At 63.7% G+C, this 13,029-nt stretch carries 12 protein-coding genes; 4 read left to right on the forward strand and 8 right to left on the reverse strand.

Translation table 11 applies throughout. The annotated features are described in order from the left end of the window. Nucleotides 1-29: 29 nt before the first annotated feature. Nucleotides 30-704 (reverse strand): HAD family hydrolase, encoded by a 675-nt coding sequence (locus YP76_RS02685; RefSeq protein WP_046762043.1) that lies wholly within the window; start codon nt 702-704, stop codon nt 30-32. Between the two features lie 99 nt (nt 705-803). On the opposite strand from YP76_RS02685, the gene YP76_RS02690 reads away from it, so the two are divergent. The 4 genes from YP76_RS02690 to YP76_RS02705 are packed head-to-tail and all read left to right on the forward strand — an operon-like array spanning nt 804 to nt 4,343. Further along, a complete protein-coding gene (locus YP76_RS02690) occupies nt 804-1,913 on the forward strand; it encodes an MlaE family lipid ABC transporter permease subunit (protein ID WP_046762585.1) in 1,110 nt (369 codons plus the stop codon). Further along, nucleotides 1,913-2,761, forward strand: coding sequence for an ABC transporter ATP-binding protein (locus YP76_RS02695; RefSeq protein ID WP_046762044.1), 849 nt, complete (start codon nt 1,913-1,915; stop codon nt 2,759-2,761). Before YP76_RS02690 ends, YP76_RS02695 begins: the two co-directional genes overlap by 1 nt. A gap of 3 nt (nt 2,762-2,764) precedes the next feature. Then, entirely contained in the window at nt 2,765-3,727 is a 963-nt protein-coding gene (locus YP76_RS02700) for an MlaD family protein (RefSeq protein ID WP_046762045.1), read from the forward strand. 10 nt (nt 3,728-3,737) lie between these two features. After that, complete coding sequence (locus YP76_RS02705; protein WP_408640419.1) at nt 3,738-4,343, forward strand: ABC-type transport auxiliary lipoprotein family protein; 606 nt, start codon at nt 3,738-3,740, stop codon at nt 4,341-4,343. Nucleotides 4,344-4,404: 61 nt separating this feature from the next. Here the strand turns inward: YP76_RS02705 and pepN are convergent, their stop codons facing one another. From pepN to YP76_RS02740, 7 genes are all read right to left on the reverse strand, one after another. After that, complete coding sequence (gene pepN, locus YP76_RS02710) at nt 4,405-7,002, reverse strand: aminopeptidase N (RefSeq protein WP_046762046.1); 2,598 nt, start codon at nt 7,000-7,002, stop codon at nt 4,405-4,407. Nucleotides 7,003-7,139: 137 nt separating this feature from the next. Continuing rightward, the gene (locus tag YP76_RS02715; protein ID WP_157035669.1) at nt 7,140-8,042 is read right to left on the reverse strand and encodes a ParB/RepB/Spo0J family partition protein; all 903 of its coding nucleotides are present in this window, start codon (nt 8,040-8,042) and stop codon (nt 7,140-7,142) included. Between the two features lie 14 nt (nt 8,043-8,056). Then, on the reverse strand, nt 8,057-8,839 hold the full coding sequence (locus tag YP76_RS02720) for a ParA family protein (protein WP_046762048.1): 783 nt from the start codon (nt 8,837-8,839) through the stop codon (nt 8,057-8,059). Continuing rightward, nucleotides 8,836-9,474 carry a 16S rRNA (guanine(527)-N(7))-methyltransferase RsmG gene (rsmG, locus tag YP76_RS02725; RefSeq protein ID WP_046762049.1) on the reverse strand — a complete coding sequence of 213 codons (639 nt, stop codon included), beginning with the start codon at nt 9,472-9,474 and terminating at the stop codon, nt 8,836-8,838. The genes YP76_RS02720 and rsmG overlap by 4 nt, the downstream gene beginning before the upstream one ends. Next, entirely contained in the window at nt 9,471-11,321 is a 1,851-nt protein-coding gene (gene mnmG, locus YP76_RS02730) for a tRNA uridine-5-carboxymethylaminomethyl(34) synthesis enzyme MnmG (protein ID WP_046762050.1), read from the reverse strand. The genes rsmG and mnmG overlap by 4 nt, the downstream gene beginning before the upstream one ends. 62 nt (nt 11,322-11,383) lie before the next feature. Continuing rightward, complete coding sequence (gene mnmE / locus YP76_RS02735; RefSeq protein WP_046762051.1) at nt 11,384-12,667, reverse strand: tRNA uridine-5-carboxymethylaminomethyl(34) synthesis GTPase MnmE; 1,284 nt, start codon at nt 12,665-12,667, stop codon at nt 11,384-11,386. A gap of 31 nt (nt 12,668-12,698) precedes the next feature. Beyond that, nucleotides 12,699-12,959, reverse strand: a complete 261-nt coding sequence (locus YP76_RS02740) for a DUF6489 family protein (protein ID WP_046762052.1) — start codon at nt 12,957-12,959, stop codon at nt 12,699-12,701. Nucleotides 12,960-13,029 lie beyond the last annotated feature (70 nt).

Below are 13,029 nucleotides of genomic sequence, written 5' to 3' on the forward strand. Positions count from 1 at the left end.
GGCCACCCCGCTCCAGAAAGGGCCGCGCCTCAGTTCCAATCCACCCGCGTCCACCCGCGTTCCGTCGCCAGCTTCGCCAGCGGCTTGTGCGGGTTGGAAGCGAAGGGAATGTCCGCGAACTCCAGCATGGGCGCGTCGGACACATGGTCCGAATAAGCACGGATATGCGCCTGGCTGCGGTCGATCGCCTCGGCCGCCATCCACGCCTTGATCATCCGCAGCTTGCCGGTGTCGTAGCAGTTCTCGCCCGCGATCTTCGCGCGGACATAGCGCAGGTCCTGCGAAAGATGGTCGGTCGCGATCACGGCATCGAAGCCCAGCCGCCGGGCGATCGGCTCGACATAGAGGCGGTAGGAGGCGGTGGCGAGCACCAGCCTGTAGCCGTCCGCCTTGTCCCGCGCGATCTGCGCCAGCGCGCCGGCGCGGACATTGCGCTCCACCACCTTCGCCGCATAGCTGTCCACATGCGGCATCAGCTTCGCGCGTTCGACATTGGAACCGATCATCAGCGCCTGGTTCAGTTCCTTGAGCCGCTGGCGACTGATCAGCTTCAGCACATAGGCCAGCATCAGCAGGATCACACCCGGAAACAGCGCCAGCCGCCACGGCGCCATGCGTTTCGCGACGTGAATGAGAAAACCGGTATAGGTGCCGCTGAACGTCACCGTGCGGTCCATGTCGTAGATTGCGAGTCTGTGCGTCATGCCATGTCCGAAACTTTTTGGGGCGCCCCTTCGTTTGACCGTGCGGATGGGCCGTTTCGGCTTGCCGTGCAACCGATAATGGACCACACCACCGCCTTGATGAACAAAGCCGCTGATCTTGCTCAGGAAGTCCGCGAAGGCAGGACGGTCATTCGGCTTTCGGGTAATCTTTCCATTGCTTGCCTCAACGACCTGCCCGATCGGCTGGATGCCGTGGAAGGGCCGGTCGACACGATCGACCTGTCGGACGTGGACTATATGGACACGATCGGCGCCTGGGTGCTGCATCGTACGATCAAGCGGCTGGGCGCCCGCATCGAAAGCGACAAATGCGATGCCGAACGGCTGATCGCGGCGGTCGGCCGCGTCGATGAGCCAGTCAACATCCGCCCGGACTATATCCCCCCCTGGCAGCGCGTCGTCGGCCAGATCGGCGAGGCGGTGGTCAATTCGGGTACGACGCTGCTGGGCCTGCTGGGTTTCTTCGGCGGTACGCTGGTGGCGACGTGGAACGTCATCCGCCACCCCGGTCGCTTCCGCATCAATGCGGTGGTGCAGCGGTTCGAGGTGGTCGGCGTATCGGCGCTGGGCATTATCGGCCTGATGAGCTTCCTGATCGGCATCGTCATCGCGCAGCAGGGTTCGGTGCAGCTCCGCCAGTTCGGCATGGAGATGCTGACGATCAACCTGGTCGGCCGCCTCACCTTTCGCGAACTCGGCGTGCTGATGACCGCGATCATGGTCGCGGGCCGGTCCGGCTCCGCCTTCGCCGCGCAACTGGGGACGATGAAGCTGACCGAGGAGGTCGACGCCATGCGCACCATCGGCGTGTCGCCGATGGAGGCGCTGGTGCTGCCGCGCACGCTGGCGGTGGTGGTGATGATGCCGCTGCTCAGCTTCTATGCCTCGATCGTCGCGATCATCGGCGGCGGGTTCCTGTGCGCGGTGTCGCTCGACATTCCGCCCATCACCTTCGTCCAGCGGTTGCGCGAGGTGGTGCCCATCCATGACCTGTGGGTGGGGCTGATCAAGGCGCCGGTCTTCGGCGTCATCATCGCGCTGGCCGGCTGCTTCCAGGGCATGCAGGTCAAGGCCAATGCGGAGGAAGTCGGGCTGCGCACCACGTCCGCGGTGGTGCAGGCGATCTTCCTCGTCATCGTGCTCGACGCCTTTTTCGCGGTCTTCTTCACCTGGGTGGGCTGGAACTGATGGCGCCCGAAGAGGAAATCGCCGAGGAGGAAGCGCGGGTCGAAAAGGCGGTCGAGCGTGACGGCATCGCTATATCGGTCCGCAACCTCAAGAACAGCTTCGGCGAGCAGGTGGTGCATGAGGGGCTGAACCTCGACGTGCGCAAGGGCGAGATTTTGGGCGTGGTCGGCGGATCGGGCACCGGCAAGTCGGTCCTGATGCGGTCGATCATCGGCCTCCAGACCCCGGATGAGGGCGAGGTCCACGTCTTCGGGGAATCGATGATCGGCCGTCTGGATGACGAAGCGCTGGCGATCCGCAAGCGCTGGGGCGTGCTGTTCCAGGGAGGCGCGCTGTTTTCGACGCTGACGGTGGCCGAGAATGTCGAGGTGCCGATCCGCGAATATTATCCCAATATCGGCCCCAAGCTGCGCGACGAGATCGCCGCCTACAAGATCCGCATGACCGGCCTGCCCGCCGAGGCCGGTCCCAAATATCCCGCCGAACTGTCCGGCGGCATGAAGAAGCGGGCGGGACTGGCGCGGGCGCTGGCGCTCGATCCCGACCTGCTGTTCCTGGACGAACCCACGGCCGGGCTGGACCCGATCGGCGCGGCGGCCTTCGACGACCAGACGCGCAAATTGCAACAGACCCTGGGGCTGACCGTCTTCCTCATCACCCATGACCTCGACACGCTCTATTCCATCTGCGACCGGGTGGCGGTGCTGGCGGACAGGAAGGTGACGGCGGTCGGCACCATCGATGAGCTGCTGGCGACCGATCATCCGTGGATTCAGGAATATTTCAACGGCCCGCGCGGGCGCGCCGCGACGGCGGCGGTCGCTCGCGAGAAGGACAAGAGGCGATAGACTATGGAAACCCGCTCCAACCATGTGCTGGTGGGCACGGTCACGCTGCTGTTGCTGGCGGCGATCATGATCGCGGCTTTCTGGTTCTCGCGCCTCTCCCAGGGCGACAATATGGAATATGACATCTTCTTCAAACAGTCGGTCAACGGCCTCGCCAAGGGATCGAGCGTCAATTATTCGGGCGTCCCCTCTGGCCAGGTGGAGAAGATCGAACTGTGGAAGCGCGACCCGAGTTTCGTGAAGGTGCGCATTTCAGTGAAGGAAGGCACGCCGGTCCTGCAAGGGACGACCGCGACCATCGCGGGAGTGGGCTTTACCGGCGTGTCGGAAATCGTGCTGGACGGCGCGGTCAAGGGTGCGCCGCCGATCACCTGCCCGGCGGAAAACCCCCTCGCCTCCTGCCCCGACGGCGTGCCGGTAATCCCGACCAAGCCGGGTGCGCTCGGCGAACTGCTCAACAACGCCCCGCAATTGCTGGAACGGCTGTCGACGCTGACCGAGCGGTTGACCGAGTTGCTCAACGACAAGAATCAGCAATCGATCGCCGGCATCCTCGCCAATGTGGAGCGGATTTCCGGCTCGCTGGCCGACCGCAGCCCGGAAATCGCCGCGACCTTGGCTGAGGCCCGCATCGCCGTGCAACGGACCGGCATCGCGGCCGAGCAGATCGGCAAGCTGGCCGCCTCCACCGACGCCATGGTCAATGATGAGGGCCGGCCGCTGCTGGCCGACCTGCGCAAGAGCATCCAGTCGGCCACCCGCAGCATCGACACGCTCGACAAGACCATCGCGGAAGCGCAGCCGGGCGTCCACGCCTTCAGCAACCAGACCATGCCGGAGGTCAACCAGTTGGTCCGCGACCTGCGCGAAATGTCGCGCTCCTTCCGCGGTGTCGCCGAAAAACTCGATCAGCAGGGCGCGGGGTCGATCGTCGGATCGCCCAAATTGCCCGATTACAAGCGATAAGAGGACAGCGATGATGTTCCACAAGAAACTTGGCTCCGCGCTTGCCATCACCTTCCTGCTGGCGGGTTGCGTGTCCTTCGGCGGCAAGCCGCCCGAGCGGCTGCTGTCGCTGAACGCCGCGCAGAAGGTCGCGCCGGGCACGCTGCGCAGTGCCTCCTCCGGCACGGCCATCACCGTGGCCGATCCCGAGGCGCCCAAGATGCTCGATACCGTGCGGGTGCCGGTGATCACGTCGCCCACTTCGGTCGCCTATGTGACCAAGGTGCAGTGGGCCGACACGCCGCGTCACCTGTTCCAGAAGCTGCTCGCGGAGACCGTCGCCGCCACCAGCAACCGCATCGTGCTCGATCCGGGCCAATATTCGGCCGATGCGGGGCAGCGGCTGATGGGCGAACTGGTCGATTTCGGTTTGGACGAGGCGAGCAACAGCGCGGTCGTGACCTATGACGCCATGCTTGCCGGGCCGGGCGGTACGGCGATCGCCAAGCAGCGCTTCACCGCCAGCGTACCGGTCGGCGGCAAGATCGACGCGAACAGCGTGGGTGCGCCGCTCAATGCCGCGGCGAACAAGGTGGCGGCGGATGTCGCCGCTTGGCTGGCGACGCCGGGGCGGTAAATGCTCTCCCTCTTCCCGCCGTCACTCCAGCGGAAGCCGGGGTGACGGTCTTCAGGGATGTCTACTCCAGGCTCTTGCTCACCTGTTCCGTGACATCCTTCGACAGCCCCGGCACGGCCAGGATACGCTGCAATTCCGCCTTCATCAGCGCCGCTCGCCCCTCATCGAAGCGTTTCCAGCGGCCGAGCGGCGGCACCAGCCGGGCGGCGGTCTGCGGATTGAGCTTGTCGAGCGCGATGATGCAGTCGGCCACCAGCCGATAGCCCTTGCCCGACCTGTGGTGGAACGCCCATTGGTTGCCCGCGAACGCGCCATAAAGCGACCGTACCCGGTTGGGATTGGCCAGGGCAAAGTCCTTGTGCCTGCCCAGTTCCTCGACCAGATCGACCGTGTCCGGGTGGAAGGCGAACGCCTGGGTCTGGAACCATTTGTCCAGCGTCAGCGCATCGTCCCGATAACGGTTGTAGAAGATGTCGAGCGCCGCCTCCCGTTCGGCGCTGGTGCCGTTCGCGAGGGTCGCGAGCGCCGCCTGCCGTTCGGTCATATTGTCGGCCTCGCTGAACTGGCCGAAGGCGACCGCCGGACCATCGCCCGCGCCCGACGCCGCCAGATAATGCAGGGCCGTGTTGCGCAATTTCCGCGCGCCCTTGGCCGCGGACGACAGGGCAAAGGCATTGGATCTGGTTTTCGCATGAATATCGCGCCAGAGCGGCTCGAGTTCGGAACCAATCCGGCGTTGCAGCGCATCTCGAGCGGCGTGGATCGCATCGGGATCGACCACCGCCATCTGATCGCCCAGATACGCCTCACTCGGCAAGCGGATCGCTTCAGCGACGAAGGCGGGATCGAGCAGCGGATCGGTGGCGGTGTTGCGGATCGCGGCGATCACCGCTTCCTCATCGACCACCTGGCCGCCGATGCGGCCCACCAGCACATTGACCATGAGCTGCTGCATCGCCTCATAACGGGCAAAGGGATCGTCGTCATGCGCCGACAGGAAAGCGAGATCGGCCTGGCTACGGTTGGTTTCGACGATGACGGGAGCGGAAAAGCCCCGATTGATCGACAGCACCGGCGCTTCGGACAGATTGTCGAAGGTGAAGCGCTGCTTCGCTTCCGTCAGCATCAGCAGTTCGTCTCCCCGCCCCTGGCCGGAGGCGCGATCGAACAAGGCCATGCGCAGCGGGATCGCCATGGGCTGCTTTTCGGGCTGGCCGGGTGTCGGCGGAACGGCCTGTTCCAGATGGAGCGTGGCGGTCCGGCTCACCGGATCATGGGTCAACAGCGCGCGGACATGGGGCGTGCCGGCCTGCTCATACCAGCGGCGGAACTGGCCGAGGTCGATTTCTCCTCCCTCCTCCATCGCACGGACGAAATCCTCGCAGGTGGCCGCTTCCCCGTCGTGCCGGTCGAAATAGAGGTCCGTCCCGGTGCGGAAGCGCTCCGGCCCCAGCATCAGCGCCATCATGCGGATGACCTCCGCGCCCTTATTGTAGATGGTCGCGGTGTAGAAGTTACTGATTTCCATGTAGGATTCAGGGCGGATCGGATGAGCGAGCGGGCCGCTATCCTCCTGGAACTGGGCCGCGCGCAGGATGCGGACATCCTCGATCCGCTTCACCGCATGCGACCCCATGTCGGCGGAAAAATTCTGGTCGCGGAAGACGGTGAAGCCTTCCTTGAGGCTGAGCTGGAACCAGTCGCGACAGGTGACACGATTGCCCGACCAGTTGTGGAAATATTCATGCGCCACCACGCCTTCGACGCCGTCATAATCAATGTCGGTGGCGGTTTCGGGATCGGCCAATATGTAACGCGAATTGAAGATGTTGAGGCCCTTATTCTCCATCGCGCCAAAGTTGAAATCGGCCACGGCGACGATGTTGAACACGTTCAGGTCATATTCGCGGCCATAGACGCGCTCATCCCAGGCCATGCTGTTCTTGAGCGCCTGCATCGCGTGGGCGGTGCGGGGAAGGTCCGTTTCCTTGACCCAGATGCCGAGCCGGACTTCGCGACCGCTCATCGTCTCGAAACGGTCGGCGTTACAGGCCAGATCGCCCGCGACCAGCGCGAACAGATAGCAGGGCTTGGGGAAAGGATCATTCCAGCGCGCCCAGTGACGCCCGTTCGGCAGATCGCCCTGCTCGACGGGGTCGCCATTGGCGAGAAGCACGGGATAACGCGCCTTGTCCGCCGCCATGCGTACCGAATAGCGCGACAGCACGTCCGGACGATCGGGGAAAAAGGTGATGCGGCGGAATCCCTCCGCCTCACACTGGGTACAGAGCAGGTCGCCGCTGGCATAGAGACCCATCAGCTTGCTGTTCGTCTGCGGCGCGATCTGCACCAGCGTCTCGACGCTATGTGCTGCGCCGGAGAGCGGGATCACCAAAGTCCCCGCGTCCACCGTCCATTGCTCCGGACCAACCCGCTCGCCGTCAACCTTGATCTCCAGCGGCAGCAGGCCGTCGCCATCGAGTTTCAGGGGCCGATCATGCTCACCATTGCGGACCACGGAGAGGATGGCCCGAACCTGCGTTGCCGCCGCATCGAGGTCGAAATCAAGTGTGATGTCGGGCACCAGCCAATCGGGCGGACGATAATCCTGGCGGCGGATCACGGTAGGGGCGGCGGGGGAGGATTGCATGTCGGCCATCCCCGCAGCCTAGAGCGATTTCGAGTGAAATGGAACATTTCACGACTGGGAAATCACGGAAATAAAGACGCTTTCGGCCGGAAAAGACCAGCGGCAGCGCGCGGAAAGACGCGCTGCCCGATGGGCGTATCAGCTATTCAAATGCGCTCCCCCGAGAGCCGCTGGCATAGCATGTCGAGCTGATCCAGCGTCGAATAGTGGAGCGAAAGGACGCCATGGCCGCCCGCGCCATAGCTGATGTCGACCTTCACGCCCAATATATCGGCCAGATGCTGCTCCAGCGCGACAATGTCGGGGTCATTTTCCTTGGGTGTGGCGCCACGCTGGCGATTGGGAGTGGCCGCCCCGGTCTTGGTGCGACGGACGAGCTGCTCGGTATCACGGACCGACAGGCCCTTACTCTCCACGGTGCGTGCCAGCGCTTCGCAATCGGGCGCACCGATCAGCGCGCGGGCATGGCCCATGCTGAGTTTCTGTTCGATCACCTGCTGCTGCACCACCGCAGGCAGATCGAGCAGACGCATCAGATTGGCCACATGACTGCGCGACTTGCCGACCAAGCGCCCGAGCGCCTCCTGGCTGTGATGGAATTCCGCGATCAGCTTGCGATAGGCTTCCGCTTCTTCGATCGGGTTCAGATCCTCGCGCTGGATATTTTCAATCAGCGCGATTTCCAGCGTTTCGGCTTCGTCGAAATCACGAACGATGGCCGGGATGCGATGCAGTTGCGCCCTCTGGGCGGCACGCCAGCGGCGTTCGCCCGCGACGATCTGGAAGCCTCCGCCGTGGGGGCGCACGATGATCGGCTGGATAACGCCCCGCTTGGCGATGCTGTCGGCCAATTCCTGCAACGCGCCATCGTCGAAATGACGGCGGGGCTGCTCCGGATGCGGTTGAATCAGAGCGACTTCGATGCTCTGGATCGCCTTAGTCGAAGGAGAGGTCGGCGCAGTCGGCGTGAGCGGTTCTTCGCGGGCAACGTCACCCAACAGTGCGGACAGGCCACGACCCAAGCCTTGCGGACGCTTCGCAGACTTCATCACATTCTCTTCACTCAAGCAGCGACCTCCTGACGGGGCAGGCGCGCGATCAGTTCACGCGCCAGACGCATATAGGCTTCCGACCCCGAGCAACGGAAATCGTAGATGAGGGCGGGAACGCCGTGACTCGGCGCTTCCGACAGCCGCACATTGCGGGGAATGACCGTGGAAAATACGAGGTCGCCCAGACAGGCGCGCACATCGTCGGCCACCTGATCGGTAAGCCGGTTGCGACGGTCGTACATGGTGAGCGCCACGCCCATGATCGACAAGCCAGGATTGAATCGTCCGCGAATACGTTCGACGGTCTGGAGCAGTTGCGACAATCCCTCCAATGCGAAAAATTCGCACTGTAGCGGCACCAGCAGCGATTGGGCCGCAACCAGTGCATTGATCGTCAGCAGACCGAGCGAAGGAGGACAGTCGATCAGGCAAATGTCCCATCGGCCCGAAGGCGCTTCGGCCAGCACGCGTTCGAGGCGATGGGTCCGCTCCTCATATTCGATCAGCTCGATCTCCGCGCCGGAGAGATCCTGCGTGGCGGGCACGATATCCAACTTGGGAACACGTGTGGTAATGATGGCGTCTTCCAGCGCGCAATTGCCGACCAGCAGGTCATAGCTGGATTGAGCGCGATCGGACTGATTGACACCGAGACCGGTCGACGCATTGCCCTGCGGATCAAGATCGACCAGCAGCACCCGCAGACCCGTGGCCGCAAGCCCAGTAGCCAGGTTGATCGCGGTGGTGGTCTTTCCGACGCCGCCTTTCTGGTTGGCAATGGCGATCTGGATCATCCTCGAACTTTCCTCCTGGATCGAACGGCTTGCGCGACGATGATGGCACTATCGGCATCGGTCACACTGTGTTCCACGTGGAACGTACCTTGCCATGTCCGAGTCGCCACCTCCAGTTCATTCTGCGCATTTCGTCCTTTTGGCAGCACCCAGATGGTCTTTTCCGTGGATAAATGGATGGCGGAGTCGAGCAAGCGCGGCAGTGGCGCATAAGCCCGTGCGCTGATAATCGCCGCTTTTGCGGCTGGAACGGTCTCTACACGTCCGCCGAAGACGCTTGCCCCTGCCAGTCCCAGTTCGTCAATGACGCCGTTCAGGAAGTCGATCCTCTTACGCCGCGATTCTACCATCTGAATTGGGCGGTCAGTGAGGATGGCGACAACAATTCCGGGCAGGCCCGCGCCGGAACCCAGGTCGATCCACTGCCCCTCTCCGGCCGCGCTTGCCAGGGGGATGAGTTGGGCAGAATCGACAATATGTCGCGCCCAGATATGCGGACGGGTCGATTCAGCAATCAGATTTTGCCGCTCCATTTCGGCTAGGAGAATGGCCACATAGCCCTCAAGCCGATCCCATGTTCCACGTGAAACATCGAACCGCTCTTGCAGCCATTGCCGTGCCTCGTCCTCGGTCACGCAGCGCGGCGCCGAATGTGGACCAGCAATGCGGCGAGTGCGGCCGGGGTAATTCCACGTATGCGGCTGGCAGCCGCCAATGTGTCGGGCCTCGCCCTGTCGAGCCGCTCGATCATTTCGGTGGACAGTCCCCCGATGGTGGCAAAATCAAAGTCAGCCGGAATGATCACCCGCTCATTTCTACGGAGTTCGGCAATCTCCGCCTCCTGCCGTTCGAGATAAGGTGCATAATGGGCGTCCTCCAATATCTCGGCACGCAGATCCTCTCCGATCCGAGCGAGGGATGGAGCGAGGTCGAACAGCAACGCCCGGTCCACCTCCGGGAAGCGCGCCCAATCGAACAGCGATCGGCGAGCGCCGTCCTGACGAACTGACGCGCCGGCCCTGGCCATTTCGGTAGCCGAAAGAGACCGCCCCAACTCCGCTTCGACGGTCCGTCGTTCGGCATCGCGCGCTTCATAATGAGCGGCACGCTCCGCCCCGAGCAAACCATGTCGACGGGCGATGGGGCCAAGGCGTGTTCCGGCATTATCGGCCCGCAGCCGCAGCCGATATTCGGCGCGCGCGGTCAGCATCCGATACGGTTCCGTGACGCCCTGCAACACCAGATCATCGATCATCACGCCAATATAGCTGCTGGCGCGATCGAGGATCAGCGACTCCTCTCCCCGCGCGCGCGCAGCCGCATTGGCACCAGCCACGAGCCCTTGGGCAGCGGCCTCTTCATACCCCGTGGTGCCGTTGATCTGCCCGGCGCAGAACAGCCCGGGAATGACGCGAACTTCCAATGTGGAGTCCAGCGCTCGCGGATCGATATGGTCATATTCGACCGCATAGCCGGGAACGATAATTTCCGCCTTTTCCAAGCCCGTCATGGAGCGGACCATCCGCAACTGGACATCCGCGGGGAGAGAAGTGCTGATACCGTTAGGATAGACCAGATGATCGTCCAGGCCCTCCGGCTCCAGGAATATCTGATGGCCGTCGCGATCGCCGAAACGAAGAACCTTGTCCTCGATCGACGGGCAATAACGTGGCCCCCGCCCCTCGATCGCGCCGCTGAACAGAGGCGAACGGCCCAGCCCATCCCGGATGATCGCGTGGGTCCGGTCATTGGTGCGGGTGATCGCGCAATGCAGTTGCGGGAGGGCGCGGCCGGGTGAAAGCGCCGACATGGTCCAAGCCGACGCGTCGGACGGTTGTGCCTCCAGATGCGCCCAATCGATGGTTCGGCCATCGATGCGCGGCGGCGTCCCGGTCTTGAGACGCGCGATCGGCAAATCCAATGCCCGGAGTTGAAGACCGAGGGCCGTCGCGGCGCGTTCGCCAGTGCGGCCGCCCGCCATCATTTCCTCCCCGCGGAAGAGCTTGCCGCCGAGGAAGGTTCCCGTCGCCAGCACGATGGCGGGTGCTGTGAGGCATCGGCCATCCGCCAGACGCAGCCCGTTTGCCGCTCCATCAGCGAGCAGCAGTTCGACCGCCTCGCCTTCGACAATCGTCAATCCCCGCTGCGCATCAAGCAGCCGGTGGATTTCAGCACGATAGCGCTTTCGGTCGGCCTGCACGCGCGGCCCCTGTACCGCTGCACCCTTGCTGCTGTTGAGCATCCGATAGTGTATCGCTGCGGCGTCGGCGGCACGGGCGATCAGCCCGTCCATGGCATCGACTTCGCGTACCAGATGCCCCTTGCCCAACCCCCCAATAGCGGGGTTGCAGGACATGGCGCCGACCGTCTCCTTTTCAAAGGTCAACAGCGCCACCGCAGCGCCCTTACGCGCCGCCGCCGAGGCCGCCTCGCAGCCCGCATGGCCGCCACCGACCACGATCACATCATAGCGTGTTTGCATGGGATGGCCCCTTATCAGATTTGGGCCATGCGGGTCAAAACCGTTCCACGTGGAACAATGCGCTATTTGCCGATGCAGAAACCGGCGAACAGACGGTCGAGCATGTCCTCCGTCCCCGCCCGCCCGGTGAGGGCATCGATGGCGTTGCGCGCCTGCCGCAACTCCTCCGCCACGATCAATAAATCGCGCGCATTCGCCGCCGCCTGTACGTGGGCGTGCAACTTCGCAACACCTTCTTGCTGACGGCGATGCAGGGCATAATCCCCGTCCCCCGGCAGCAGCACCGCAGCGCGCTCCAGCAGAGCCTCGACCAAGGCCTCGACCCCCTCGCCCGTTCGAGCGGAAAGATGCAGGCCGGGTCGCACATCATCGGGCCATCGGTCGCATTGAGCGGCAATCAGCAGCGCATCCTCGCGCGGTATCTCTCCCGCGTCCCCGAGCCAAATGATGATATCCGCCGCTTCCAGTGCCAACCGCGCACGGTCCATGCCAATCGCCTCGATCGCATCCCCTGCGTCGGCGCGCAGACCCGCCGTATCGGTGAAGAGAAAGGCCACCCCGCCCAGCGCGGCCGGGACCTCGATCCGATCCCGCGTGGTCCCCGCGATGTCGGATACGATGGCGGCATCCCGACCGACCAGGCGATTGAGCAAGGTGGATTTGCCCGCATTGGGCGGCCCTGCCAACACCACCCTGATGCCGTCGCGCAACCGCTCGGCAGACGGTGCTGACAATATAGCGCCGGCATCCTGGCCCAAGGAGCTTATATCGCCCCTGATCCGTGCCTCGATGTCGGAATCAGGTACGTCATCTTCATCGGAAAAGTCCAGCGCGGCTTCGGTCAGCGCCGACAGCTGGAGCACCGCATGGCGCCACCCTTCGATGCGGCGGGAAAAGTGGCCCTCCGCCATCAGAAGAGCGCTTCGGCGCTGCTGCTGCGTTTCCGCCGCAAGCAGGTCGGACAATCCTTCCACCGCATTCAGGTCCATGCGTCCGTTGGCGAAGGCGCGGCGGGTGAATTCCCCGGGTTCGGCGCGGCGCAATCCAGGCAGGGCAGCCAATACCCCCTCAATGGCCGCGATCACGGCCCGTCCGCCATGGCAATGCAGTTCGGCCAGATCTTCCCCCGTTGCGGTGCCAGGTCCGGGGAACCAGAGGATGAGTGCGCGATCCAGGGCCATTCCATCGCGGGGGTCGGCAAGCAATGCCAGCCGCGCCCGGCGTGCCACCGGCAGCTTTCCCGCCAGCGCCTGCAAAGCCATGCCCGCCTGGGGGCCACTAACCCGGATAACGCCGATCCCCGCCGGCGGCGCACCGCTGGACAGCGCAAAAATAGTGTCTGTCACAAGCGTCGATCAATCCGAAGAGGCGACGGGATCACCCCTGCCCCTTGTCATCATTCTTGCCCTGCATACCGGACAGGCCGATATCCATCATCTGCCTGAACAGACGCATACCTGCATCGCCCAAGGGAGAGAAACTCTTGAACAGCGTTTCCATCTGCTCGACATTGGCAACACCATCGAAGCTGTCGAGCATCGTCTTCACATATTTGTCGTGAATCGGCGTCACATCCGGCAAGCCGAGGAACGCCCGCGCTTCGGCAGGTGTGCAATCCACATCCACGCTGACCTTCATATCATGCTACCTTTTAATAGGGGCGTCCATCGAGCCCTCCTCATGCCGCAACATGGGCGGCCAAGGCAAA

Origin of the sequence: Sphingobium chungbukense, assembly GCF_001005725.1 — a bacterium.
Taxonomy (GTDB): domain Bacteria; phylum Pseudomonadota; class Alphaproteobacteria; order Sphingomonadales; family Sphingomonadaceae; genus Sphingobium; species Sphingobium chungbukense.

What these genes read in the sequence shown, in the direction of transcription:
- YP76_RS02685 (WP_046762043.1), bottom strand. Translation starts at nt 704, where the DNA reads ATGACGCACAGACTCGCAATCTACGACATGGACCGCACGGTGACGTTC.
- YP76_RS02690 (WP_046762585.1), top strand. Translation starts at nt 804, where the DNA reads ATGAACAAAGCCGCTGATCTTGCTCAGGAAGTCCGCGAAGGCAGGACG.
- YP76_RS02695 (WP_046762044.1), top strand. Translation starts at nt 1,913, where the DNA reads ATGGCGCCCGAAGAGGAAATCGCCGAGGAGGAAGCGCGGGTCGAAAAG.
- YP76_RS02700 (WP_046762045.1), top strand. Translation starts at nt 2,765, where the DNA reads ATGGAAACCCGCTCCAACCATGTGCTGGTGGGCACGGTCACGCTGCTG.
- YP76_RS02705 (WP_408640419.1), top strand. Translation starts at nt 3,738, where the DNA reads ATGATGTTCCACAAGAAACTTGGCTCCGCGCTTGCCATCACCTTCCTG.
- pepN (WP_046762046.1), bottom strand. Translation starts at nt 7,002, where the DNA reads ATGGCCGACATGCAATCCTCCCCCGCCGCCCCTACCGTGATCCGCCGC.
- YP76_RS02715 (WP_157035669.1), bottom strand. Translation starts at nt 8,042, where the DNA reads ATGAAGTCTGCGAAGCGTCCGCAAGGCTTGGGTCGTGGCCTGTCCGCA.
- YP76_RS02720 (WP_046762048.1), bottom strand. Translation starts at nt 8,839, where the DNA reads ATGATCCAGATCGCCATTGCCAACCAGAAAGGCGGCGTCGGAAAGACC.
- mnmG (WP_046762050.1), bottom strand. Translation starts at nt 11,321, where the DNA reads ATGCAAACACGCTATGATGTGATCGTGGTCGGTGGCGGCCATGCGGGC.
- YP76_RS02740 (WP_046762052.1), bottom strand. Translation starts at nt 12,959, where the DNA reads ATGAAGGTCAGCGTGGATGTGGATTGCACACCTGCCGAAGCGCGGGCG.